The following is a 24276-nucleotide window of genomic DNA, read 5'->3' on the forward strand; positions in this document are numbered from 1 at the left end:
GGCTGAAGTTAATTAGTCTTGGATTTCGCTGCGTAGATATTTAAACAGCTCTTTAGATGATTTTGATTCAGGGCCTTTGGCCAGTTCTTTGGTGGCTTGACGCACCAAAGTACGCAGTTTTTGTCTGTCTAATTGCGGATAATGCTCGACGACAGTTTGAATCTCATCATCACCTTGGGTGAGTAAGCGTTCACGCATTTTTTCGAACATCTGCAACTTCGCGGTCTCGTTGTTGTTTTTATTCAACACGATAGCGAGTGAAGCCTTGATAGGCTCAATATCAAAATTACGCATCAATTTGCCGATATACTGCATATGACGACGATACGCCTCAGTATTGACCTTGATTTTACGTGTTTGCAGGATAGCGTCGTACAAAAACTCATCCAGCTCGATTTTATCTAGCTGAGTCTTGCTCAGTGAAACAAGCTCCATACCGACTTTTTGCACGGCTTCGCTATCACGCTTGTCCGTTGTTTTGCTGCTGACATAATCTTCATCTATGTCGTAGGGCTGTTTAAAATGTTCTGAATCACCAACAATCTTCATATAGATAAAACCTCAAGTAAATAACTGGCTAATAATAACATCTCCAGCCAAAAATCGCCTAGGTGAATGTGCTTAGGATGCGCTCTTAAGCCTAAGTCAGCCGCGAATAATTAATGTGAATGGGATTTGTGTTTGTTATGCTACGGCAATTGCCGACAACGAAAGAGTAGCTTTGTGTCTTTGAACAGAATCGATAGTGAATTGGGCGCGCTGAAAGATGCGGTGGCCGTGGCGCTGGAATATGCCAACAAATTAGGAACGAACGCTGCCGAAGTGGCGATCAGTAAACAACAAGGTTTGTCGGTTTCTACCCGTTTAAAAGAAGTTGAAACCGTTGAATTTAATAAAGATGGTGCCTTAGGGATTACGGTTTATCGCGATGGTTGCAAGGGCAGTTCATCGACGTCGGATTTAAGTCCAGAGGCCATTGCACTCGCGGTGAAAGCGGCCGACGATATCGCCCGTTATACTTCTCCCGATCCATTCAGTGGCCTTGCCGATAAAGCCTTGATGGCAAATCAGATCCGCGATCTTCAACTGTATTATCCACAAGATATTTCCCCCGATGAGTTAGCGCAACTAGCGATCCGCGCCGAAACTGCGGCGCTCGATGCCGATCCACGTATCAATAATTCCGACGGCGCCAGTGCCAATGCTCACACCGCGGTTAAAGTGTATGGCAACAGCCACGGTTTCTTAAACGGTTATTGCAGCTCGCGTTATAGCTTGAGTTGCAGCGTGATCGGTGAAGATAGCGAAGGCAATATGCAACGGGATTACGATTACACTATCGCCCGTAAATTCAGCGAGATGCTTGCACCTGAAACGGTAGGTTTAAAGACCGCCGAGAAGACAGTAAGCCGCCTCGGTGCGCGCAAGATCGCGACGACGCGTTTACCCATTTTATTAGCGCCAGATATCGCCACAGGGTTAATCGGCCACTTTATCGGTGCGATCAGCGGTGGCAGTTTATACCGTAAATCCAGTTTCTTATTGGATTCGATCAACACCCAAATCTTCCCCGATTGGTTCAATATCGAAGAGCAGCCACATTTACTGGGTGCTCTAGCGAGTGCGAACTACGACAGTGAAGGCGTGGCGACCCAAGACAGACGCATTATTGACCGCGGCATGTTAGAAACCTATTTACTGACCAGCTACTCGGCGCGCAAGTTAGGCTTAACCAACACGGGCCATGCGGGCGGTATTTATAACTGGACGCTTGGTCATACAGGCCAAACCTTCGACGAATTGGTTAAAGACATGGGCACAGGTTTGATTGTGACCGAAGTCATGGGCCAAGGCGTGAACATGGTAACGGGCGATTATTCCCGTGGTGCGGCGGGTTTCTACGTTGAAAACGGTGAGATTCAATATCCAGTGGAAGAGATCACTATCGCGGGTAACTTAAAAGAGATGTTCCGTGGCGTGCAAGCCGTGAGTAAGGATTTTGATTTGCGCTCATCGATTCGTACCGGCGGTATCTTGTTATCTGAAATGAAGATTGCGGGTAACTAATCCATAGTGTCACTCATTCAGCCGTGCTGCATAGTGCGCTTAAGTCGTCTCAGTGCTTTAGTGCCTGTGCTTTAGTGTTAGTAGCATGAATGTGGTTTGAGCATAAAAAAGGGCAAGCGATTAATCACTTAATCTGCTTGCCCTTTTTGTTTAACGTTTGGATTAGAGCTGTTCGACCTAAAAAGCCGTGCTGTTAAAAACCATGTGGTTAAAAACCATGTGGTTAAAAACGATGTTGTTAAAAACAGTGCCTTTAAAATCAGTCGTTAAAATGCATAGCTTGCGCTGAGTTCGAACGAGCGACCTGCACCGGCAATCTGGTTAAAGCCATTGGTATTATCGGCCTTAAATTCCGCCACACTCACGCCGCCCAGTGGCAGCTCATAGTAGCTGTCGAACAGGTTATTCACGGCGACGGTAACAGTCAGATCCTGCCATTTCATACTGCTGTTCAAATTGAGCAAGGAGTAGCTGTCGGTTTCATTTTCAAGGCGGCGGTCATCTACGCGATCTTTGGTCGCAACCCATTGCCATGAAAGACTGTTTTCCCATTGACCTAACTGATGTTGCAGTGCCAGCTCTGTTTGCAACGGCTTGATTTGATATAAAGGTTCATCACCTTCATCTCGCTCGCCACGGGTTATATTCACTTTGCCTAACACTTGCCATTTACCTGTGCTGGTTTCGGCAAACTGGTAGAGCGCATTAAAACGTGCGCCATAGAGATTGGCATCTAAGTTAGTGAATTGGAGAATATTGCGTTTGCCATCAGGCGAACTGGTGCGATTGAAGCTACCAATGACTTCGGCATCGACATAGTCAGTTACAGCAGTGTACCAAGCCGTGGTCGAGACTTGCCAGCTATCATCGTTATATTTGTAGGCTGCGCTCAGGGTATGGGCGGTTTCTGGTTTAAGATCCGGATTACCCACATAACCATTACCATCACCATACCAACCTATCATAGTGGTCGCCATAGTGCCGCGGCCCCAGCTGTAACGTTCGTACAGATTCGGTGCACGATTCTTGCGGGCTAAACCAAACTCAAGTTGTTGATTGGTCGATAATTGATAGCGCGCCAGTAAGGTGGCATCGATCAGATTATCATCACGTTTTCTGTCCATCGCATTAAAGGCTTTTGCCGCTTCGGCGTCGACATTGGGCATGCCCATCATAGGCATGTTGCTATAGGCTTGGACTTCACCTGTATTGGTGGTGACATACTCAAAGCGAACACCCGCCGATAACCACCAGCTTTGACTTAAATCTTGCTGCCATTCGCCATAAACGGCGGCACGTTTTCGCTGGCCATCGTTGATGTTGATGTAGTCATTGGGCGCCATCATAGTGCCAGGCACCGCAGGCCAAACATCGTCGAGCCGGTAGCTATAGTATTCTTGGCCGACCAGTAAGGTGCTGTCATCACCCATTGGCAAGCGCCAGTGTAGTTGATAGCTGTAGTCATCACCTTCAGTGTTCATTGGCATCTTGCCGGTTTTTTCTGGGGTGAAAAAGCCCATCTCGTGTTTCACGCCGTGCCAGTTTACTTGGGCACTGAATTCACCGTCATCGTCGAGTTTGAGTTGATAACGGGCGAGGGCACCGTAACTCTTGTTATCCGTCATATCCATGTATTGGTTAGCAAAACCTTGGAATGGAATATTTTGGTGGGTCAATTTGATGGCAACTTCTTGAGTCTCATCGCGCCATGCGGCGGTCAGTGCATGGTTTTGTGCGCGGTACAGGGTATCGATGACTTTATCGCCATTACCATCTTTATAGCTGTTGGCATCTTCATAAGCGCCTTGATAGCTAAGACTGACATTTTTGCTGGCGACAGTGGCGTTGGTGCCGAGTAATAAGGTGTCACTCACACTGCGATATCCAGTTGAAATATCACCGCTATTCCACTTGATGCTATCGCTTTCACCAAATTTAGGGTTAAGGCTGCTAACCTTAATCACACCCGCAATATTGTCGCCACCGGCACTGACTGGCGATACGCCCGCAATGACTTCGGCTGTGGTGATTTGATTGGCGGAGATATAGGACAGTGGTGGATTCATTTGGTTTGCACAGGAGGCAGTAATGTCCGCACCATCGACCAGCACTTTGATACGATCGCCCATCATGCCATTGAGGATAGGTAGGGCCGATACGCCGCCCGCTTCGGAGAAATCGACTCCTTGCCCTTTCAGTAGATTTTCAGCCGAGCCTAAGGCGTTACGGTTTTCGGTCTGTTGGCCATGTACCTCTAAGCGTTCAATATTGGCTAATTCGCTGTCGTCAGCCATGGCTTGTGGCGCTAGCGATAAGCCCATGGCGATTGCGAGGGATGAGGAAATTACTGAAGTTTTAAACGGGTGAGATAAATACGCAGAATTTGCAGCCATCTTATTGTCTTCCATTCACTTGGATTAATTGCGCTGCATTATAAAGAGCATCTCAGTGTGGCAGGTGCGGCATATTGTCGCAGAGGGTAACAAAGCGAGTTAAAACATCAGAATATGGCTTGAGCAGAAGACAATTTTTCCACTTTTTAATCAGTTAGGCATGATTCGCTTAGCTCTTTATTGGTACCTCAATTGATAAGAGGTCCAATAGAACTCTGCGTTAGCGGTACTTTTTGTGATTTAAGCTAGCCAAAATACTTGCTATACAAGCGCTGAGTTTCACCTTGGGAATCCATAGCGGCGAGTGCTTTGGCAAATTCAAAGACTTTTGAATCTGGTGTTAACACAGTGGGACTGTTATCTGGGCTGATGGGGATATCGGCGCGATAGTTGGGGTTGTGTCTACCGCGGTAGTGGCGGCTTTTTTTCGAGAAACCGAGGTACATTTCCTGAGGTAATTCTCTGTAGTGATAGTGGAGTTTAAACTGGCTTTGGTCACGATTTTTAAGGTAATAATGCAAAGTGGTTTGATCATAAATAAAAAAGTCCCCTTGGTTTGAAAGCAAATAATCCAAGGCTTTAGGGACGGTTAACTCAGGCGGTTTGCGTACCTTGATTTTGTCGGGTAAGCCGCCAAAGTCGTAACTGCCGGGGGCGATTAAGAGGGTCATCTCATTATGGGCTAACTGTTCAATGGAGCGAATATCGGCGGCGCCAGCACGGCTAATGCCAATCGCACGTTGTGAAAGTCCATTGGGGATAAAATGCGCGTATTGAGCCCGCTCTTCGGTGAAATTAAGGCCGGGATAAAAATCGATATTGCCGAGTTTGAGATCCCGCAGAATACGTAATTTAGGTGCGCGCACCACATTGAGTTTGCAGCCAATCTTGTCCGCCGCCGCTTGGTAGAGTTCGTGATAAAATCCCGTGTTATTGGACTCGTCTCCGATAAAGGGTAAGCGTTCGCTGGTGCGATACCCCATAGTCATCACGCAGGAATCTGAACTGGAAAAAGCACTGGCAAGCGGGGCTTGAAGCGTTATCAGTAAAAGCAGTGCACCGAGCCAAGGTTGAGCGACTAACGCGGATGTCAAATTGATCTCCTTATCTGTCGATTACAAAGTGTAACCTGAGTGCCAATAAAGGTTATGGCAAAGTCCACTCACTAAACCTATTAATAAAATCTTATTGATTATTAAGCTAATATATTATTTTTGTTTGAATAATCTATCATACTTTCCTACTAGTCAAAGTCATTTTTTATGTTGGAGTGCACAAACTCTGTACATCTGATTTGATTGCGTTATAGTTTGCGCTGTTAGGCTATGGGCTTAACTTTCATTAAGCAGCGAGGCATAAAATGACTAAGCAAAAACCGCAAAATATGCCCTTAGAACACGAAAGTGGTCGAGGCACCATTACCGACAACGCACTCAAAGCGTTAGTGACGAGTCCCTTGTTTAGGACCCGCACCGAGAAAGCGAAAAAGGGCAAAGGGTCATACGACCGTAAAGCACAAAACCGAAAGGGGCATCAGCACAAGGGCGATGCCCCTTTTGACTTTCTAGGTTTGAGCTTTTGTTAATCTGCTGTTTTACTGCTTTAGTTCGCTGTTTTAGTCTGCTGTGTTAGTGCCTCGTTAATCCTACCAATTCATGCTCCTCCACCTGCCTTTACGCCAATCTTTACGCTTAAATCAGCCTTATTATTGATACTCCTTGTTGGAGGTTAATTGTACTTTCGCCCTGAGCGAGTATGGTGAACGCTTAGAGCGTTTTAGCGAAGGAGATGCACATGGCACAGCAATATCGAGTTGAACACGACACTATGGGTGAGGTGAAAGTCCCCGTCGATTGTTATTGGGGCGCACAAACCGAGCGTTCGCGGCTGCACTTTCGTATTGGTGCTGAGGCATCTATGCCTGTCGAAGTGATCCACGCTTTTGGCTATTTAAAGAAAGCCGCCGCTATTACCAATCAACAGCTTGGCGTCTTGCACCAAGATAAAGCTCAACTGATTGCCCAAGTGTGCGATGAGCTGATTACAGGCGAACTCGATGCGCAATTTCCCTTAGTAATTTGGCAAACAGGCTCGGGCACGCAAACCAATATGAACGTCAATGAGGTGATTGCCTATCGCGGCCATGTACTCTCAGGTGGACAACTTATCGATGCGGTTAAATGCTTGCATCCCAATGACGATGTTAACCGCTCGCAATCCTCCAACGATACCTTTCCCACCGCCATGCACATTGCCGCCTATCGTCAAGCGGTTGAACTCGTTTTACCTTGCATGAGGTTATTGCAGCAGAGCTTACAGATGAAGGCCGAGGAGTTTGCGCACCTAGTTAAAATCGGTCGCACGCATTTTATGGATGCAACACCGTTAACCTTAGGCCAAGAGTTTTCGGGTTACGCCGCGCAGTTAAGTCATGCCATCGAAGGCATTGAGCACAGTCTCAAGCGGGTGGCCGAGTTAGCCTTAGGTGCGACCGCCGTCGGCACTGGGCTGAATACACACAAGGATTACGCCGTTAAGGTGGCGGACAATATCGCAAAACTCACGGGTTTGCCCTTTGTGACGGCGTCGAATAAGTTTGCTGCCCTTGCTGCCCACGATGAATTAGTCGCTCTGTCGGCAACCTATAAAGTGGCGGCGGTTAGTTTAATGAAGATCGCAAATGATATTAGGATGTTAGGTTCTGGTCCGCGTTGTGGCATTGGTGAGTTATTACTGCCTGAAAATGAACCCGGTTCGTCAATCATGCCGGGGAAAGTGAACCCAACTCAGGTCGAGGCTATGACTATGGTGTGCGCGCAAATCATGGGTAATGATGTCGCCGTTGGGATTGGCGGCAGCAATGGTCAGTTTGAGCTCAATGTGTTTAAGCCAATGATCATCGCCAATGTGCTGCAATCGGGGCGCTTATTGGGGGATGCTTGCCAGTCGTTTAATGACCATTGCGTAGTCGGCATAGTGGCGAACGAGCCACAAATCGCGCTGCATGTGGAGAACTCACTCATGTTAGTGACGGCGCTTAATCAACATATCGGTTATGAAAAGGCCGCTAAGATAGCCAAAAAAGCCCATAGCGAGCATAAGACTCTGCGCCAAGCGGCATTAGAACTTGAGTTTGTGACAGCAGAAGAATTCGAGCTTTGGGTCGATGCCAATAAGATGTTGGGACCCGATGCTTAATGCTTAATTCATAACGTCTCATCCTAGCTGCTGATAAATCAGCGAAATTGAGGCTGGCAATGAATCAATATCGTGGGCCAAGACAGTGTGAAGAAACAGTGGAGTAAGGATGCTGAAGCATTCGCAGTGTTAATGCTTACGAAATGATAAAAACAAAAAGCGAACCAGAGGTTCGCTTTTTGAGTCATAGCCTGTCCTGTATCAGAACAGCTTAGTCTTGGGTGTCAGCGTCGACTATTTCGGCCCACAGATCGTGTTCATCTGAATGGGTGATGCGGGCACGAACCAACATACCGGGCTCAAGTTCAGTTTCACCATTGATAAACACCATGCCGTCGATTTCTGGTGCATCGGCGAAGCTGCGGCCAATAGCGCCTTCTTCGTCTACATCATCAATCAGAATATCTAAAGTACGGCCAACGAAACGGGCTAAACGCTCGGCGCTGATCTCGGCTTGGAGTTCCATAAATCTGTGGTATCTGTCTTCTTTAACTTCTTCGCTGATAAGCTCGGCGATAGTGTTGGCGACAGCGCCATCGACTTCAGAATATTTAAAGCAACCTACGCGATCAAGACGAGCTTCTTTTAAGAAATCGAGCAGGATTTGGAAATCCTCTTCGGTTTCACCTGGGAAGCCGACGATGAAGGTTGAGCGGATCACTAGATCTGGACAAATTTCACGCCAGCGTTGAATCGCTTCTAACTGACGGTCAACACGGCCTGGACGCTTCATCATCTTGAGAATGCGCGGGCTAGCATGCTGCATTGGAATATCTAAATACGGCAGGATCAAACCTTCCGCCATTAGCGGGATTAAATCGTCAACCCATGGGTAGGGATAGATATAATGCAGACGCACCCAAGCGCCCATTTTACCCAGTTGGCGCGCTAGGCTAGTAATGTCTTGCTTGACTGGCATACCGTTCCAAAAATCGGTACGACCGCCTTTGTCTTTGCCGTAGGCCGAGGTGTCTTGGCTCACAACTAGAATTTCTTGTACGCCTGATTCCACTAAACGCTTAGCTTCATCTAAGATGCTGCCCGCTGGGCGGCTGTCGAGATCGCCACGTAGCGAAGGAATAATGCAGAAAGTACAACGGTTGTCGCAACCTTCTGAAATCTTTAAATAAGCGTAATGCTTAGGCGTTAACTTAACCCCAGTTTGTGGGATTAATGAGGTGAAAGGGTTGTGCTCTGGCTTAGGCACATATTTATGAACGTGCTTCAACACCGCTTCGTAGCTGTGTGGGCCAGTGATTTCTAACACATCTGGGTGCACTTCGCGGATTTGGTTTTCTTTGGCGCCAAGGCAGCCAGTGACGATCACTTTGCCGTTTTCTTCTAAGGCTTCACGCACAGCATCCAGAGATTCTTCCACCGCAGCATCGATAAAGCCGCAGGTATTGACGATAACTAAGTCGGCATTGTCGTAGCTATTAGTGACTTCGTAGCCGTCGATGCGTAACTGAGTCAGAATACGCTCTGAATCCACGAGGTTTTTTGGGCAGCCCAAAGACACGAAACCGATGCGATTCCCAGTGGTAACAGCATTAGTGCTTGCTGCTTCTAATGTTTTGACTGGGATATCAAGCGTGGTCGTTTGCTTGGGTTTAAAAGTTTCAACTGTCATGGTTTCTCGCTGAGGTATAAGCCGCCTTAAAAAAGTTGGCGGATTATACCTGAAGTGATTAAAAGGTACAGTAGCTTTGGCTGAAAAGTGTACAACTGGGGCGCTGAATATGCCAGTTAACCCTAAGGCCTATTTTGGGTGTGGATATAGGAAGACAAGCCAAAGATCCAAGGTCGAACTCATCTGGATAAAAAGCGCTAAACATTTTTCAGAAAAATTAACTCTTTTTAAAATTGGCCGCGTTTATAGGGGCAAGAGACAATTTCTTGATGCTGTTACATATTGGCACAAGTATTGGCACTTTTTACTGATAGCCTAAGCGCTAAATAAGCGACACAGTCGTTTTAGCCGTCTCGTTTTGAATATGCGTTCTATTTGAAGTGGTTTAGGTATAAGCACATTATTTTGGAGTAAGTTATGAAAAATTCTCTTTTAGCGGTATTGGTGGCGGGTGGTCTTTTTTCTAGCGCGTTTATGGCGCCAGCGGTACTCGCCGCTGAGGTCGATTTCCCGCATATTGAAACCATGGGTGTGAGTCAAATCCAAGTCGAGCCCGATATGGCGGATGTGAATGTGGAAGTGGCCGTGACCGAAAAAACCGCTAAAGCCGCCAAAGATAATTCCGATGCCGCTGTGGCTAAGTTTATCGCCCGTCTCACCGCCGCGGGTGTGACTAAAGATCAGATCCAGAGCGCGAATTTAAATCTTCAACCGCAATACGTCTATGTGCAGGATAAGGCTCCTGAGCTGACGGGTTATACTGCCAGTCGCCAAATTACTGTGACGGTAACAGACTTAAGCCGCTTGAATGCAATCTTAGATTCTGCCTTAGAAGAGGGTATGAATCGGGTGAATAACATTGCCCTTAAGTCGAGTAAAGAAGCTGAATACGTCGCCAAAGCACGTCAAGCTGCGATTGTGGATGCCAAACAAAAAGCCGAATCTTTAGCTAAAGGCTTTGGTGAAAACCTAGGCAAGATCTGGCAGATCCGTTATTACGATCAACGCCCTGTGCAACCTGTCATGTTACGCATGAGCGCTAAAGCCGATGCCATGGGCGCCGCCGAGAGTTATCAATATGGTCAAGTGAGCATAGAAGATAGAGTTGAAGTGATTTATAAACTGAAGTAAATCAGTCTGAGGCCTATGGTGATGGATGAAGCTCCTATTGGGATTCATCCATTTTTTTATGCCGTTTACAATCGTTTTATATTTTTGGAAATAGCATTCTTCACTCTAATATGTGATGGATTTTATTAGGATGATGAACAGTAAAAACTGGCAAATTTAAGTATTTATCCTCACACTAGTAAGGTTAATGTTTAGGAGGCCGTTTATGGATTTTCCCGCTCGAATAAAGCAACAAACTTGCATGGATTGCTTAAGTGGTAAGTCATTAGGATTTGAAATTCGAATGGCATTTCAACCTATTATCCATTGGCCTAGTCGTGAGATTAGCGGTTATGAAGCCCTGGTTAGAGGCCCTGATGGTGAAGGGGCAGCGTGGGTGTTTGAGCGGATTAATGAAAATAATAAATACTATTTTGATCAGGCTTGCCGTGTTAAAGCGATAGAAACCGCTTCAAAGCTGGGACTCGATAAGATGCTCAGTATCAACTTTTTACCTAATGCCGTATATAACCCTGAGACCTGTATCCGCGCGACGATTGAAGCCGCCGACATGTATGGGTTTGATATTCACAAAATTATGTTCGAAGTGACTGAGGGCGAGCAAATTGTCGATCGGGCAAAATTAGTCCGTATCTTCGAGAGCTATGCTAAGCGTGGTTTTATCACGGCAATCGATGATTTTGGCAGTGGTTTTGCTGATTTAAGCTGGCTCGAAGCCCTGCGCCCTCAAGTATTAAAACTTGATATGACCTTGATCCGTGATATCGATCTCGATAGAGAAAAGCAGTTAGCTGTGGATGAAATACTGCGTATTTGTTTAGAGCTGAATACAAGAGTTTTGGCCGAAGGCATTGAGACAGAAGCCGAACTTAATTATCTCGCTGGAATAGGGATTGAGTATTTTCAGGGGTATTATTTTGCCAAACCACGACTCGAATATTTGAGTTCCTATGAAGAGCTAAGCTTTCACGCCCCAAAGTAAATGGTTAGGTGGATTGATATCGTTGCACGATTAGAGTGATAACACGTGCTAAGACTCGATGGATAATTCGTTGTTTCTGATATCGGCTAACTGATATATCATGCGCCACCTAAAATTGCCCTTGTTACCTATTCGCTACTATGTCTTCCAACGCGCTCTATACCGATTTATCCGGTTATTACGATTTAATGTGTTCCGATATCAACTACCAGCAACAGAGCGCGAGTATCCATCGTCTGCATCAGTTCCTCGGCAATAATGGTAAGCAACATCTTGATTTAGCCTGTGGCACTGGTCCGCATGTGCGGCATTTTATCGACCTTGGTTATCAATGCAGTGGCCTTGATATTAATCAGCCTATGCTAGACATGGCCATGCGTCGTTGCCCTGAAGCTCAGTTTAACCTCCAAGATATGACGGCTTTTTATTTAGAAGAGCGCGTCGATTTGATTACCTGTTTTTTATATTCCATCCATTACAGTGCTTGCATCGAACGGCTTAAAAGCTGTATCGCCAGTGTGCATAGCGCACTTAATGACGGTGGGCTGTTTTGTTTTAATACTGTCGATAAGCACAGAATCGATAACACAAGTTCGGTTAAGCATTTTGCCGAGTTTGATGGTAGCCATTTCGCCTTCGAATCCGGCTGGCATTACAGTGGGCAAGGTGAGAAACAGTCATTAAAGTTGAGTATTGCCAAAAGCAGTCAGCCGTTTGCTGAGGTCTCGCCTTTACCTGTCTCTGATATGAAAGGTTTAGGCTCGCTGGAAGCCGGGTTACACGCAGCAGGTTTGCAAGAAGTGGGCTTACAAGAAGTCCACAGTATTGAGCAATGGCAAGACCAACATGCTATGGTCGCTACCAGCTTCACTGAGCTGCAGGAATTGTTAGCGCCCTATTTTGAAGTGCATGTTTTCGAACACGATTATGAAAGAATTGTCCCGTGGGATTTAGCATCAGGTAATGCGCTGTTTGTTTGCGTGAAGATTTGACCTTTTGTTGAAGGTTGGTAACAGAAGGCCTGCTCAAATGTCACTGTTACTCGTTAAATCTCGCTTCTCTTCTAGTCTGTTTTTATTTAAACCCAAATGAAAGTAGTAGACTTCACTCCTGATTTTTCATCAAGAGTCGACCAAAAGGGGAAAGTACCAGTTCCCCTTTTGAATATTCCTTGCCAAATAACGTCCATGCTTAATAATCAGTTCATCATCCATAACTCTGGTTCATAACGCTGCCGCACAGTATTCCCGTTAAAGCTTGCTTTAATAAACTTACTTTAATATATAAGTCGCACAATATAAATGATAATGGAATTAATTAAATGTAATAATTTTGTGTGTTTATTTTGTTACCTATGAAATAGTTACAATTTCACAGGCAATAAATACATTAAGACAGAATTAGCACGGCTTTAGTGTAAGTATGAAAAAAGTTTCATGTGTTTTATAAAAATAGTTAACTTGAATTTAAAATATTAAAATAAATCTATGCTGTTGATAAGCAAGGTTATTGTTTTTATTATGTATTGATCTGAGTGTGGTTTTGCGAGGTTGGCATTATTTTTGTAATGTCCTTAGTGTATTTAAATAATTAACTAGGAGTACTTTATGAAAAATCCCATTCTTACTTTAGCTGCCATTATTTCTTTAGCCTCTTTTAGTGCATATTCTCATGCAGATAACATGAGCAACAGTGATGCCGCAGAAAACGGAATCTATGTCGGCGCTAACTACGGTTATTTAAAAGTCGATGGCGATGATGATTTTGATGATAATAGTGATGTAATGCAGGGTCTTGTTGGTTATAAGTTCAATAAATACCTTGCTCTTGAAGGTAGTTACATTAACTTTGGTGATTATGGTAATGGTTTAGCAAATGCCGAAACCGATGGTTATACGGCAGCCCTTAAAGTCATGCTTCCCATTGCAGACCGAGTTGAGCTATATGCTAAAGGTGGTCAGTTATGGTATTCGACAGATTATGACGTCGTCGGTTTTTCTGGCAATGACGATGGTGAAGGTGTATTCGCCGGCGCCGGTGTGGCATTTAAAGTCACAGATCGATTTTTAATTAATGCTGAGTACACTTGGTATGATGCAGATATTAATGTCGATAGCGTCGCCAATGGCGGGAAAACAGATACAGACTTTAATCAAGCCAGTATCGGTGTTGAATATCGCTTCTAATTATTTGTTGTTGATATTTATAATTTAATAATTAATTATCTAGGTGTGACACGCTAAGTGTCACACCTTTTTTACTTTGATTTTATTTTTATTGTAAAATTTATTTGGTTTAACTTATTTTAAATAAAGATCAAAGTCGCGGGGCTTCCCCCCTTGGATACTCGATGACCGAACTCATGCACTCTTTATTAAATAAAGACCTCTATTCGTCCTGCGGAAACTCCGAGGGGATGGTTAACTTCTGGGGTCTTGGTGTCGGCTGTTAAACCCAAAAGCAGTTATGTCTGCTACATCTTTGCATTTTGGAAAATTAAGACTTTGAATGTTCATTATTTAATGGAATTGATGTTATATCGACAACTCCTGATTTGAATGAAAAACTAGTGTTAGGGAAGTAGATAACTTGTTCTTTGTCTATATCAAAACCAGCACACATATGAGAACCGCAATATAGAAATATAAGTTCAGTGCCATTCTTAGGTAACGAGGGGATAATAATTGAATTTTTTTGTCTACTGATAACAACCGCTGAATCGTTATGCGCAGCCTTTTCTCTTAGCTGATTAGCGATATTTTGATTAACTACATTTGCAACTGCCGACCCTTTTTTTTCAAATTTTGCTAGAGTGAGTAGTGCGATAAAAAGTAGAAAAAAAGCAATGGTAAAACTCAAAGAACCTTTAATTAATGGCCTCTCAAAATAATCTAAAGATTTATTTTTAATTTTAAAAAAGTTGAAGATTTTATTTTTAAGGTTAATTAAAGTTTTTGCATCTTTTCGCTTTTCTTTAATTGAACGATGCAGTTGAATAGTGATGATGGTTTTAATCAAAATCAATCCAATGACTACAATTAAAAAGATCAGCATTGGTCCTAAATTAAATATAAAACCTTGATAAACAACAGCATGAAAACTACGTTCGAGCACATCTGAATCAAGCCCTAAACGACCTAGATACGCATGTGTATAAACTGTACTAGAACAATAAAAAAAAGCCGTAATAAAAGTGACAACTATCGCACTATTTTTTAGAAAATATTCAAACTTCATAATACTCATTACATCCATGTTCACTACTTATAACACCGATAATAATAAATATTCTGTAACTTCTCAATAAATACTGTAAAAGCAAAATCAGCTCAAAGTCATAACAAAATTAAGAGCAAAATTTGGCCACCCATGTTAAATCACATGATTTAACACTCTAACAGTCTACTAAACTCAATAAAACTGTTGATGTGGAGAACTTGCTATGCAAGCCTTCGCAGAACTCAGATTAGTGTTGAAGATACACCTTTCTACCATTCTTGCAGTCGCGTTGTTCGCCGTGCCTTTTTATGTGGCGATGATACTTATTCAAGGAGAAATGATGCATCGTCGGGCTGGGTATAGTCATTATTACTTGAACTTGAAATCGTTTTTGCCATTGATGTGGCGGCCTTTGCGTTAATGTCTAATCATCTGCATGTGGTGTTGCTGGTAGATATCGACAATGCAAATCGTTGGACTGAGCGCGAAGTACTTGGGCTGTGGCATAAGTTGTTTAAAGGCGATAAATTAACCCATAAATTCTCCAAATGTGAGTTAGTTGAAGCTCACGAGGTGGCTAGGCTAAAGCATACCATAGCGATTTATGTGACATTAGTTTGTTCATGCGCTGTTAAAGGTTTTAACGCAAGGTTTTAACGTGGTTTTAACGAGCCATCCATTGTTAAATTTGCAAAGTGTATGCTTGTAAAAAGGCATACAGATTACTGAAGAGGTTGGTTGAATTAAGCATTGGCATGGAAGTGACCGTTGACGGCATGGATGCCGTCGTCGAGCCCTCATGGATGAGTTCATGGCGTGTCACTGGAATGACAGTGCTTAATTATTAGCCATGTATTGGTTAAGTTTGTGAATGACTTAAACAAAAAGGCGCCTAAGCGCCTTTTCTACTATTCAGCTATGGGTAACCCCCCCAAAACCTCAGATTTGATTACAACTCCCTATTACACAATCAGATCATACTCATCTTTGAGTATCTTAATAATATCTGCCTTTGGATTCGCTGGCAGCGGAATCGCCGCGCCAGTCACCTTCTCGGCAACGCCGGTGTAAGTGCGTGACACTTGCATCATAGCCTCAAGTGGGAGGTCATTGTCGCGGGCTAGGGCTTCACGCTCTGGCATTCTGTCTTTGTTGAGCAGCACATCAGGATCAGGGAAATGATTTAGCAGGAACTGGCGGAAACCCTCTTTGGAGTTTTCCAAAATCTTGCCATCGCGGTAGGCTGCGCCGTCCCAAATACGTGATGAGTCTGGAGTGCCAACTTCATCCATGTAAATCAGTTTTGCATTGCCATTTTTATCGGTCACATAACCGAACTCAAATTTAGTGTCGACAAACACTTGATCAATGTCGGCCAGTGCTTTTGAAATCACTTTAAAGCCATCTTTTAACAGCTTCTCGTACAGGTCGATATCTTCTAACTTTTCAAAGCCAAAGGCTTGGTAGTTGGCTTCGATATCGCAGCGGCTGATGTTCACGTCATCTTGGGCCGGCACGCCTGGGATGCCGGTTAAAATGCCCTTAGTCGATGGGGTGATTAACAGATCAGGGAGCTTTTGATCTTTTTCTAAGCCTTCTGGCAGTGTGATGCCACAGAATACTCGCTCGCCCTTAGAGTAAGCGCGCCACATTGAGCCTGTGATGTACTGGCGGCAAATGGCTTCGACTTTAATGGGGCGGGCTTTTTGGACTATCCATACGAACGGGTGCGGGATATCCAAAATATGGCTGTCGGCTAGGCCGTTTTCGGCGAACAGTTTAAACCAGTGGTTAGAAATCGCGTTTAATGCCGCGCCTTTACCGGGAATGCCTTTGAGGCCACCTTCACCGTGGAAGATACAGTCGAAGGCCGAGATACGGTCGCTGATCACCATGATGGCGAGCGGGGTATCTTCGGGGACGTTATAACCCTTGGTTTTGATTAAACGGCGGCTGTCGGCATCGGTTAGCCAGTAAACGCTGCGAACCTTGCCGCTGTGGACTGGGCTGTCGGTGCGGATTGGCAAATCGTTATTCACGGCTAATACGGAATCAGCAAGACTCATGACGAGTATTCCTTAGGATAGAGAGTGTAGGGATAAGGTTTTTATAAGTGTCGGTTTGCAGATGGACTATGGCGTTAGCAACAGCCAGATTCATTGCAACCGCTTTATTATTCGCGCTTGGCTTAGGGCGTAAAGCGTTCAGCCAGTTTGCGGGATTTGATGTTAAATCTTGAACAGCAAAAGGGGTATTTTCGGGCGGTGTTTGAATTGGGTTGGGTGGAGATAATGCAAGGGAGGGAACAAACGCAGGGCAAGGTTGGCACCACAGTGAAAGTGGTCTGCGAAAGCGGGCTGGGCCCGTGCCATTTTGCTCGAAAATGCTAACCATTAATCCGAGAGAACCTTGTTCTAGACTGCCGCGAAAAAGTGGCGACATTCTACCTTTTTTGACAAAATTTGCCACGGCTATTTGCATCGTTCTTTGCACAGATCTTTACACAGCTCTTTATATAGTTCTGTGGCTTGAATCTAGCGGGCATAAGGATTTGCAAGGGAATCACGCGCTAACACTCAGTGCTGAGCATGATGGAGGGCTGGTGTTCTGCGGACGAGCTAATGTTGAAGGGCTGTATTTTAGCGCGCTGATGTGCGAGCTTATGACGTAGCTGCAGCCGACAAGACCATCAAGCCAAATATCCAATGGAGGGAATATGAGCACAAGTCAGCATGTACAGAATGATAATCAACGAGAGCTAGTATTAGAGCGGATTATCGATGCGCCGCCAGAAAAGCTGTTCCGCGCGTGGACCGAGCCAGAACTCCTCAAAATTTGGTTTACGCCAAGGCCGTGGACTGTGGCTAGCGCGAGTTTAGATGTGCGTGCCGGTGGTTCAAATGTGATCGTGATGCGTAGCCCTGAGGGACAGGATTTCCCGAATCGTGGCGTGTATCTCGAGGTGGTTGAGAATGAGCGCATCGTATTTACCGATGCCTTTACTGAGGCTTGGGTGCCGTCCGATAAAGCCTTTATGACGGCAACTATTACTTTTGAACCTGTGGACGGCAAGACCAAGTACACTGCGCGGGTGCTGCATTGGAATAGCGAAGATAGGCAGAATCATGAGGATATGGGGTTTCATCAGGGTTGGTCTAAGGCGACCGATCAGCTTGAGGAACTCGTCGCGAGCATTTAGCCGGTGAGTCTCAAGCCTCGTATCAGAGAGTAAACAATAAGTAGTATCTAGCCCAATTGCCCTGCATATTTTATTGCTGGGGATTGGGCAGGATTAGAGGTGTTATGTCGTCACAGAAAGAAGTACCAGTGCTTAAACAATCGGTGCTTGCGCCATCGCAACTAGCGCAAAGCGAGGCTTTGCAGGGCAATAGTTTTTTATCAAAACAGTTCAATGGCTTGTCGGAATTAGCACAAGATCTACAGGGCATCGAGTTTGAGGATTGCTGCTTTCAAGATTGCCATTTTAGCGAGAGCACTTTCCGTAAGTGTAAGTTTATCGATTGCCGCTTTGTGCGTTGTAACTTAAGTTTAGTAAAAGTGCCCCAGTGTCAGTTCAGCGGGGTGGAGTTTGAAGAGTGTAAGTTAGTCGGTATCGATTGGACCCGAGCCGCGTGGTCGCGTTTATCCTTTGCCGCGCCCTTTTCCTTTAAGCAATGCATTCTAAATGATTGCTCATTTTTAGGTTTGTCCCTCGATGAAATTATCATCGAAGAGTGCAAGGCCCACGATGTCGATTTTCGCGAGGGCAGTTTTAATCAAGCCAATTTCACCTACACGGATTTTAGTCATAGCCTGTTTGGTCGAACTCAATTATTGGAGGCGGATTTCAGCGAGGCCTCCAATTACGATATCGACATTTTTAACAATAAAATCAAAGGCGCTAAGTTTAGCCGCGATGAAGCGATTCGGCTGCTCAACTGCCTCGATATAGAATTAATGGATTAAGGATTGTGGTAGGTTTTTACTCAGCTTTTCACTCAGCATAGTGATGTTCATCCCACGAGTGTTATCGCAATTTACTGAAATATCTGTTTGTTTTTGAAGCCGCCATTTGTCCCATCTGGCGGCTTTTTCTGTCCGTTTTTTAAGACCTATTGATCTTATTCACGTATTTCAAGGTCAGTCTTAGGTTTTAGTTGCGATAGATCACACCGAGCTTCCCCATGTGGTTTACCACAATACCCACCTACCTCTTTCGGGATAACAATCTCTGTGGATGAGCAGTGTATTCAGTGTATGCCGTGTATTTTGAAGATATGGTGGCACTGTTTTAACGCTTTATAACTAAAAAAGTAATCAAATCAGTGAGCAAACCTCTGCTCGATGGCGTCCAATGTGGCGACTGACGGGTGGGATGAGCGTGATGGAGGTAACCATGATTGAGCTTAATAGGCGAACCTTTTTAAAGGGAGCAGGAGCGAGCAGCGCCACGTGTGCGCTGGCCAGTCTGCTGCCGGGCAGCTTAGCGGCATTAGAGAATAAGCAGCTAAAGGGCATGGGCAAAGACATTGCCAGTATTTGTGAAATGTGTTCGACTCGCTGCCCGATTTCGGCGCGGGTGATTGAGGGCAAGAACGTCTTCATTAGTGGCAACAAGGCCGCTAAATCCTTTGGCGGTAAAGTATGTGCCCGTGGCGGCGCAGGCCATAGTTTATTGTACGATCCACAGCGTATCGTTAAACCGTTAAAGCGGGTCGGTGAGCGCGGCGAAGGCAAATGGGCTGAGATCAGTTGGGATGAGGCTTATAAATTAATCGCTGAAAACCTCAATAAAATCAAAAAAGAACATGGCCCAGAAGCCGTGGCATTCTCGTCAAAATCTGGCTCACAAGAAAAGCATTTGTTTCACCTTGCGACCGCCTTTGGTAGTCCAAATACCTTTACCCACGCGTCGACTTGCCCAGGTGGTTATGAAATTGCCGCTAAGGCTATTTTTGGCACTAAGGTCAAACGTGATTTAAGTAATTCTAAATACATCATTAACTTCGGCCATAACCTGTACGAAGGCATCAATATGTCCGAAACCCGCGGCATGATGGCGGCGCAGATGGACAAAGGTGCCAAGCTGGTGGTGTTCGAGCCAAGATTCTCCATTGTGGCCGACAAGGCCGATGAATGGTACGCCATTCGTCCCGGAACAGACGTGGCCGTCGCCTTGGCGTTATGTCATGTATTGATTGAAGATAATCTTTACGACAAGGCATTTGTCGCGCGCTATGTGGAAGGCTTCGAAGCCTTTGCCGCCGAAGTTAAAGCCTATACCCCTGAATGGGCTGAAACCATCTCCGATGTGCCTGCCAAAGACATTCGTCGTATCGCCCACGAATATGCCGCTAAAGCGCCCCATGCTGTGGTCGATTTTGGTCACAGAGCCACCTTTACCACCGAAGAGTTTGAGATGCGCCGCGCCCTTTACGCCGCTAACGTCTTGATTGGTAACATCGAGCGTAAGGGCGGGATTTATATCGGCCAGAAACCCGGTGATTACAACAAGCTTGCCGGTGAAGCGGTTGCGCCCGTATTGGCAAAACCTGGCGTGAAAGACATGCCAAAACCAGCAGCGAAACGTATCGATCAGGTGGAAGAACAGTACGCCATGATGTGGACATCGGGCGGCGTTTACCAAACCATTCTCGATGCCACGTTAAGCGCTGTTCCTTACCAGTTACACGGCTGGGTGATGTCACGCACTAACCCAATGCAAACCATGACAGACAGGGCGCGCGTTGTTGAAGCGATGAAAAAGCTCGACTTTATCGCCGTGTGTGATGTGTATATCAGCGAAACCGCCGCCTATGCGGACGTGATTTTACCTGAGTCAACTTATCTTGAACGTGATGAAGAAATTGCTGATAAGTCAGGTAAAAATCCGGCCTATTATGTGCGCCAACGGGTCGTTGAAACCTTAGGTGATACTAAGCCTTCTTGGCAGATCTTTAAGGATGTGGGTGTGGCTATGGGTCTTGGCGAGTTCTATCCATGGGAAAACATGGAAACCCTGCAAATGCTGCAGGTGAACCGCGACACTGACCTGCTGCGCCGTATCAAAGACGAAGGTTTCGTGAGCTTCGGTAAGCCAATTATGTTGTGCGAGCCTAAGATGGTTGCCGAGTTTATTAAGGCATACCCCAATGCGCGGCCAGCCGATGAAGACGGCACTTACGCCAGTGCACTGACCTTTAAAACCCCTAGTGGCAAGATTGAACTCACTTCCGCGAAAGTCGAAGCCATGGCACCGGGCCGTGGGGTGATCAAGTTCCGCGAAGTGAATCTTAAAAAAGCAGATGAGTTGTACTTTATCCAAGGCAAAGTGGCGGTGCACACCAATGGCGCCACCCACAATGTGCCTATGCTCGCTAACCTGATGTCGGATAACGCTGTGTGGGTTCACCCCGTTACTGCGGGCAAGTTAGGGATCAGCAATGGCGACCCAATCCGCCTCACCAGCAGTGTTGGCACAGAAGAAGGCCATGCCTTAGTCACGCCGGGTATCCGCCAAGATACTGTGTTTGCTTACATGGGCTTTGGTTCTAAGAACAAAGAGTTGGTCAGAGCAACGGGCAAAGGTATCCACTGCGGTAACTTACTGCCGCACGTTACTGCTCCTGTGTGTGGCATGACAGTGCACACCACGGGCGTCACGCTGGCAAAGCGCTAATCGGAGGCTTAAATGAATAAACGATATGTAATGGTGCACGACGAGAATAAGTGCATCGGCTGCCAAGCTTGTAACGTGGCGTGTCGCAGTGAAAATGGCGTACCCGAAGGCGTAACTCGTCTGCAAGTGCGTGTGGAAGGCCCCTTTGGTGAGATGCCCAATCTGCATTTCAAATATCACAGGGTATCTTGCCAGCAATGTGAAGATGCACCCTGCGTTAAAGTGTGCCCAACAGGCGCGGCCTATGTGGGTGAAGATGGCATTATCTCTATCCATACCGAGAAGTGTGTCGGTTGTATGTACTGTGTGGCAGCGTGCCCTTATAAAGTGCGCTTTATGAACCCAGAAACCAAGGCGGCGGATAAGTGTAACTTCTGTAAGGATACGCGTTTAGCACGGGGCGAAGAGCCAGCGTGTGTGACTGTGTGTCCAACCGATGCCTTAGTGTTTGGTGATGCCAATGATCCACGCAGTGAAGTGGCCATCATGCTCAACACTAAAATCACTTACCAAGATAAAACCCATTTGGGCACTAAACCTAGGGTATATCGCGTTCCTACCAAAAGAGGGGGGATTTGATTATGAACAATACTTGGGGCGACATGGCGCAATATGATCCTGTCACTTGGCACTGGGTCATCGCCGTTTACCTGTTTATGGCGGGGTTATCCGCGGGCAGTTTACTGATTGGCATTGGTTTGCGCTGGGCGAATAAGGAACTCAGCGCGGGAGCTGAAAGCAGCATTCTTAAGGCGGCAGCCATTATTGGGCCTGTAGCAATTAGCTTAGGTCTAGCTTGTTTAGTGTTTGACTTAACCAAACCATTCCACTTTTGGTTGATCTTAATTCACTATAACTTCCAGTCTGTGATGGCAATCGGGGTGCTGGCGCTGCTGGCGTATTCTCCCTTAGCTTTTGCGTACGCCATTATTGTGCTGCGGGATGACTTACCAAAATGGGGTTTGGGTTTCCTAACACCTATCGCTAAGTTACTTATGCCATTTCGAAAGCTGATTGAAGTATTGTTGTTTGTCCTGGCCATTGGCGTAGGGGCTTACACTGGCTTCTTGATTTCGGCGATGAATGCCTATCCTATGCTCAACACTGCGGTACTGCCTGCGCTGTTTTTAGTGTCGGGTTTATCGGCGGGCGCTGCGGCAAATGCGGTACTGGCGTTGCTGATGTTTAAGACTGACAGCCACGACAAAACTTTAGTGAAGATGCACGGTTTAGAATTGCCTGTGATGGCGATTGAAATTCTGTTCCTGTTCATGTTGTTCTGCGCCTTGTACTTCAAGGGCGGCGCGGCGGCTGCGGCCTTAGCATCGTTAACTTCTGGGTTATGGGCAAGCGTGTTCTGGATAGGCGTTGTCGGTATAGGTTTTGGTATTCCATTGCTGTTTATGCTGCTACCCGCCGCGACTCGCCACACTAAGGGCGCGATGATCATGGTTGCCTGCGCGAGCTTAACGGGCGTACTCGCTTTAAGACACTTTATTGTGTACGCAGGGCAAAGCTATTTAAGCTGAGTGTAAGCTGGCTTTACATATTGATAGATAAAGAAAAAGCACTGGCAATGTCAGTGCTTTTTTATTGTTTGAATCTTGAGAAGGTTTGCCAGTACAAGCAGGACGCTTATTGGGGTAATAACTCGATAACCGACTTCACTGTTAGCACTAAGGCGCTGATACTGCACAGGACTAACGTCGCCATCTTTGTCTTCTCTTTATCGACATGGCCCACTAATCGTCCTGCGACTAAGTAACCTAAAATCACTGAGGGGAGCAGCATCAACGACAGCCAAAGATGTTTTAATTCTAATAAGCCAGTGATCGCTAAAATGACCAATGCAATCATGGAGCTAAAAATGAAGAAGGCCGACAGGGCTGCGCGAAACTGCGAGGCATCTTTGCCTGCTAACAAAATCGCCATCGGCGGGCCACCAATTGCGGCGATATTGCCGAAGATCCCTGAAACCACGCCCGCACCGAAGAGGGTTTTCTTATTCACTGGCAGGCTGAATTTATACAGGCTGAGGATCACTGCGACAGTCACAATGGCGGCGATGGATAAACCCAGTATGGGTTGAGGCGCAAACAGCAATAAACTCGCGCCGATAAAACCGCCGGGCACGCGACCTAGGAGCGCATATTGCAAGCCATTGAATTCTAAGTGACCGCGTTCACGCACTAAGGTCAGCAGGGCGATGGAGAAACCCATAGCAATAACAGGCGCAGGTACAAGTTGTGGATCGACGATATACAGCAAAGGACTGGCGACAACCGCAAGCCCAAACCCAATAAGACTTTGGGTTAATGCGCCCAGAAACACGACCAGCGAGGCTAAGGCGAGTGTCTGTGGATCTATCATAGAAAACATAGGATTTCCTATATCCCAAACCAACTCAAGATGGTGAAATTTAAAGTTTGAAGTCGCTTGGGTATAAACAAAAAGGGATCGTTAACGATCCCTATTGATGAGCACTGTGATATGACTTTGAAAGCGACGAGTCGCTATTCCATGTCTTCCCACTCTATTCCCATTTGATCCATCAACAACTTGGCTTCAGCGGGAATGCTGTCTGGATTATCTTTTGACAGATCTTCATCGTTGGGCAATGGCTGGCCAGTGTAGGCGTGCAAAAATGCCTCACACAACAGCTCGCTGTTGGTGGCGTGACGCAAATTATTGACCTGACGACGAGTACGTTCGTCCGTGAGGACCTTAAGCACTTTGAGCGGAATAGACACAGTAATTTTTTTTACTTGTTCATTCTTCTTGCCATGTTCAGCATAGGGGCTGATGTATTCCCCATTCCATTCAGTCATTGACTCACCTGTTATAACGCTAAATTCGGGGCAGATTTTAAACCCTTACAAAGAACAGTCAAATTATTGCTACTATTTCTTTGTGATTGCAAACAGATTTCTTTATGTTCAGACGTCTAAACGTCTTCACGCCTATTGACGATGGCGTT

Annotated in this window: 21 protein-coding genes and 1 pseudogene; 13 read left to right on the plus strand and 9 right to left on the minus strand. The window is 45.8% G+C overall.

From position 1 onward, the window contains the following. Positions 1-12 precede the first annotated feature (12 nt). A complete protein-coding gene (gene yjgA / locus CKQ84_RS11020) occupies positions 13-549 on the minus strand; it encodes a ribosome biogenesis factor YjgA (protein WP_105251298.1) in 537 nt (178 codons plus the stop codon). Positions 550-723: 174 nt separating this feature from the next. Between yjgA and pmbA the strand changes: the two genes are divergently transcribed. After that, entirely contained in the window at positions 724-2067 is a 1344-nt protein-coding gene (gene pmbA / locus CKQ84_RS11025; RefSeq protein ID WP_105251299.1) for a metalloprotease PmbA, read from the plus strand. Between the two features lie 266 nt (positions 2068-2333). Here the strand turns inward: pmbA and CKQ84_RS11030 are convergent, their stop codons facing one another. Both CKQ84_RS11030 and CKQ84_RS11035 read right to left on the minus strand, forming a co-directional pair. Next, positions 2334-4460 (minus strand): TonB-dependent receptor, encoded by a 2127-nt coding sequence (locus CKQ84_RS11030; RefSeq protein ID WP_105251300.1) that lies wholly within the window; start codon positions 4458-4460, stop codon positions 2334-2336. 245 nt (positions 4461-4705) lie between these two features. After that, positions 4706-5554 (minus strand): ABC transporter substrate-binding protein, encoded by an 849-nt coding sequence (locus CKQ84_RS11035; RefSeq protein WP_105251301.1) that lies wholly within the window; start codon positions 5552-5554, stop codon positions 4706-4708. Positions 5555-5820: 266 nt separating this feature from the next. Between CKQ84_RS11035 and CKQ84_RS11040 the strand changes: the two genes are divergently transcribed. Both CKQ84_RS11040 and fumC read left to right on the plus strand, forming a co-directional pair. Beyond that, a complete protein-coding gene (locus CKQ84_RS11040) occupies positions 5821-6045 on the plus strand; it encodes a ribosome alternative rescue factor ArfA (protein WP_105251302.1) in 225 nt (74 codons plus the stop codon). A gap of 209 nt (positions 6046-6254) precedes the next feature. Beyond that, the gene (fumC, locus tag CKQ84_RS11045; RefSeq protein ID WP_105251303.1) at positions 6255-7658 is read left to right on the plus strand and encodes a class II fumarate hydratase; all 1404 of its coding nucleotides are present in this window, start codon (positions 6255-6257) and stop codon (positions 7656-7658) included. Positions 7659-7869: 211 nt separating this feature from the next. Here the strand turns inward: fumC and rimO are convergent, their stop codons facing one another. Then, positions 7870-9288: a 30S ribosomal protein S12 methylthiotransferase RimO gene (gene rimO / locus CKQ84_RS11050; protein ID WP_105251304.1), complete on the minus strand. Its 1419-nt coding sequence runs from the start codon at positions 9286-9288 to the stop codon at positions 7870-7872. A 417-nt stretch (positions 9289-9705) separates the two neighbouring features. Here rimO and CKQ84_RS11060 point away from each other — a divergent pair, with 417 nt between their 5' ends. The 4 genes from CKQ84_RS11060 (at position 9706) to CKQ84_RS11075 (ending at position 13587) form a co-directional block, all read left to right on the plus strand. Continuing rightward, the gene (locus CKQ84_RS11060; RefSeq protein ID WP_006083233.1) at positions 9706-10419 is read left to right on the plus strand and encodes an oxidative stress defense protein; all 714 of its coding nucleotides are present in this window, start codon (positions 9706-9708) and stop codon (positions 10417-10419) included. 205 nt (positions 10420-10624) lie between these two features. Next, on the plus strand, positions 10625-11401 hold the full coding sequence (locus CKQ84_RS11065) for an EAL domain-containing protein (RefSeq protein ID WP_105251306.1): 777 nt from the start codon (positions 10625-10627) through the stop codon (positions 11399-11401). Positions 11402-11541: 140 nt separating this feature from the next. Beyond that, positions 11542-12393, plus strand: coding sequence for a class I SAM-dependent methyltransferase (locus CKQ84_RS11070; RefSeq protein ID WP_105251307.1), 852 nt, complete (start codon positions 11542-11544; stop codon positions 12391-12393). A 615-nt stretch (positions 12394-13008) separates the two neighbouring features. After that, positions 13009-13587 carry a porin family protein gene (locus tag CKQ84_RS11075; RefSeq protein ID WP_105251308.1) on the plus strand — a complete coding sequence of 193 codons (579 nt, stop codon included), beginning with the start codon at positions 13009-13011 and terminating at the stop codon, positions 13585-13587. Positions 13588-13897: 310 nt separating this feature from the next. Here CKQ84_RS11075 and CKQ84_RS11080 read toward each other — a convergent pair whose 3' ends face one another. Further along, positions 13898-14638 (minus strand): hypothetical protein, encoded by a 741-nt coding sequence (locus tag CKQ84_RS11080; protein ID WP_158683036.1) that lies wholly within the window; start codon positions 14636-14638, stop codon positions 13898-13900. A gap of 189 nt (positions 14639-14827) precedes the next feature. Between CKQ84_RS11080 and CKQ84_RS24020 the strand changes: the two are divergent. Continuing rightward, positions 14828-15241 (plus strand): annotated as a pseudogene (locus tag CKQ84_RS24020) (transposase); the annotation flags it as partial. A gap of 341 nt (positions 15242-15582) precedes the next feature. Here the strand turns inward: CKQ84_RS24020 and CKQ84_RS11090 are convergent. Both CKQ84_RS11090 and CKQ84_RS11095 read right to left on the minus strand, forming a co-directional pair. Further along, positions 15583-16686, minus strand: coding sequence for a phosphoribosylaminoimidazolesuccinocarboxamide synthase (locus CKQ84_RS11090; RefSeq protein ID WP_105251311.1), 1104 nt, complete (start codon positions 16684-16686; stop codon positions 15583-15585). Continuing rightward, positions 16673-17101: a hypothetical protein gene (locus CKQ84_RS11095; RefSeq protein ID WP_105251312.1), complete on the minus strand. Its 429-nt coding sequence runs from the start codon at positions 17099-17101 to the stop codon at positions 16673-16675. The genes CKQ84_RS11090 and CKQ84_RS11095 overlap by 14 nt, the downstream gene beginning before the upstream one ends. Before the next feature lie 235 nt (positions 17102-17336). Here CKQ84_RS11095 and CKQ84_RS11100 point away from each other — a divergent pair, with 235 nt between their 5' ends. The 5 genes from CKQ84_RS11100 to nrfD all read left to right on the plus strand — a co-directional run bounded on the left by CKQ84_RS11100 (position 17337) and on the right by nrfD (position 22828). Beyond that, complete coding sequence (locus tag CKQ84_RS11100) at positions 17337-17819, plus strand: SRPBCC family protein (RefSeq protein WP_105251313.1); 483 nt, start codon at positions 17337-17339, stop codon at positions 17817-17819. 104 nt (positions 17820-17923) lie between these two features. Beyond that, on the plus strand, positions 17924-18586 hold the full coding sequence (locus tag CKQ84_RS11105) for a pentapeptide repeat-containing protein (protein ID WP_105251314.1): 663 nt from the start codon (positions 17924-17926) through the stop codon (positions 18584-18586). 430 nt (positions 18587-19016) lie between these two features. Further along, entirely contained in the window at positions 19017-21299 is a 2283-nt protein-coding gene (gene phsA, locus CKQ84_RS11110; RefSeq protein ID WP_105251315.1) for a thiosulfate reductase PhsA, read from the plus strand. A gap of 12 nt (positions 21300-21311) precedes the next feature. Further along, positions 21312-21878 carry a 4Fe-4S dicluster domain-containing protein gene (locus tag CKQ84_RS11115; protein WP_105251316.1) on the plus strand — a complete coding sequence of 189 codons (567 nt, stop codon included), beginning with the start codon at positions 21312-21314 and terminating at the stop codon, positions 21876-21878. Positions 21879-21880: 2 nt separating this feature from the next. After that, positions 21881-22828, plus strand: coding sequence for an NrfD/PsrC family molybdoenzyme membrane anchor subunit (gene nrfD / locus CKQ84_RS11120; RefSeq protein ID WP_105251317.1), 948 nt, complete (start codon positions 21881-21883; stop codon positions 22826-22828). Positions 22829-22934: 106 nt separating this feature from the next. On the opposite strand, the gene CKQ84_RS11125 is transcribed toward nrfD, so the two are convergent. Then, positions 22935-23678, minus strand: coding sequence for a sulfite exporter TauE/SafE family protein (locus CKQ84_RS11125; RefSeq protein ID WP_105251318.1), 744 nt, complete (start codon positions 23676-23678; stop codon positions 22935-22937). A gap of 134 nt (positions 23679-23812) precedes the next feature. Then, positions 23813-24127: a met regulon transcriptional regulator MetJ gene (gene metJ / locus CKQ84_RS11130; protein ID WP_105251319.1), complete on the minus strand. Its 315-nt coding sequence runs from the start codon at positions 24125-24127 to the stop codon at positions 23813-23815. Positions 24128-24276 lie beyond the last annotated feature (149 nt).

It is taken from the genome of Shewanella sp. WE21, from assembly GCF_002966515.1.
Taxonomy (GTDB): domain Bacteria; phylum Pseudomonadota; class Gammaproteobacteria; order Enterobacterales; family Shewanellaceae; genus Shewanella; species Shewanella oncorhynchi.

What these genes read in the sequence shown, in the direction of transcription:
- yjgA (WP_105251298.1), bottom strand. Translation starts at nt 549, where the DNA reads ATGAAGATTGTTGGTGATTCAGAACATTTTAAACAGCCCTACGACATA.
- CKQ84_RS11030 (WP_105251300.1), bottom strand. Translation starts at nt 4,460, where the DNA reads ATGGCTGCAAATTCTGCGTATTTATCTCACCCGTTTAAAACTTCAGTA.
- CKQ84_RS11040 (WP_105251302.1), top strand. Translation starts at nt 5,821, where the DNA reads ATGACTAAGCAAAAACCGCAAAATATGCCCTTAGAACACGAAAGTGGT.
- fumC (WP_105251303.1), top strand. Translation starts at nt 6,255, where the DNA reads ATGGCACAGCAATATCGAGTTGAACACGACACTATGGGTGAGGTGAAA.
- rimO (WP_105251304.1), bottom strand. Translation starts at nt 9,288, where the DNA reads ATGACAGTTGAAACTTTTAAACCCAAGCAAACGACCACGCTTGATATC.
- CKQ84_RS11060 (WP_006083233.1), top strand. Translation starts at nt 9,706, where the DNA reads ATGAAAAATTCTCTTTTAGCGGTATTGGTGGCGGGTGGTCTTTTTTCT.
- CKQ84_RS11065 (WP_105251306.1), top strand. Translation starts at nt 10,625, where the DNA reads ATGGATTTTCCCGCTCGAATAAAGCAACAAACTTGCATGGATTGCTTA.
- CKQ84_RS11070 (WP_105251307.1), top strand. Translation starts at nt 11,542, where the DNA reads ATGTCTTCCAACGCGCTCTATACCGATTTATCCGGTTATTACGATTTA.
- CKQ84_RS11075 (WP_105251308.1), top strand. Translation starts at nt 13,009, where the DNA reads ATGAAAAATCCCATTCTTACTTTAGCTGCCATTATTTCTTTAGCCTCT.
- CKQ84_RS11080 (WP_158683036.1), bottom strand. Translation starts at nt 14,638, where the DNA reads ATGAAGTTTGAATATTTTCTAAAAAATAGTGCGATAGTTGTCACTTTT.
- CKQ84_RS11090 (WP_105251311.1), bottom strand. Translation starts at nt 16,686, where the DNA reads ATGAGTCTTGCTGATTCCGTATTAGCCGTGAATAACGATTTGCCAATC.
- CKQ84_RS11095 (WP_105251312.1), bottom strand. Translation starts at nt 17,101, where the DNA reads ATGCAAATAGCCGTGGCAAATTTTGTCAAAAAAGGTAGAATGTCGCCA.
- CKQ84_RS11100 (WP_105251313.1), top strand. Translation starts at nt 17,337, where the DNA reads ATGAGCACAAGTCAGCATGTACAGAATGATAATCAACGAGAGCTAGTA.
- CKQ84_RS11105 (WP_105251314.1), top strand. Translation starts at nt 17,924, where the DNA reads ATGTCGTCACAGAAAGAAGTACCAGTGCTTAAACAATCGGTGCTTGCG.
- phsA (WP_105251315.1), top strand. Translation starts at nt 19,017, where the DNA reads ATGATTGAGCTTAATAGGCGAACCTTTTTAAAGGGAGCAGGAGCGAGC.
- CKQ84_RS11115 (WP_105251316.1), top strand. Translation starts at nt 21,312, where the DNA reads ATGAATAAACGATATGTAATGGTGCACGACGAGAATAAGTGCATCGGC.
- nrfD (WP_105251317.1), top strand. Translation starts at nt 21,881, where the DNA reads ATGAACAATACTTGGGGCGACATGGCGCAATATGATCCTGTCACTTGG.
- CKQ84_RS11125 (WP_105251318.1), bottom strand. Translation starts at nt 23,678, where the DNA reads ATGTTTTCTATGATAGATCCACAGACACTCGCCTTAGCCTCGCTGGTC.
- metJ (WP_105251319.1), bottom strand. Translation starts at nt 24,127, where the DNA reads ATGACTGAATGGAATGGGGAATACATCAGCCCCTATGCTGAACATGGC.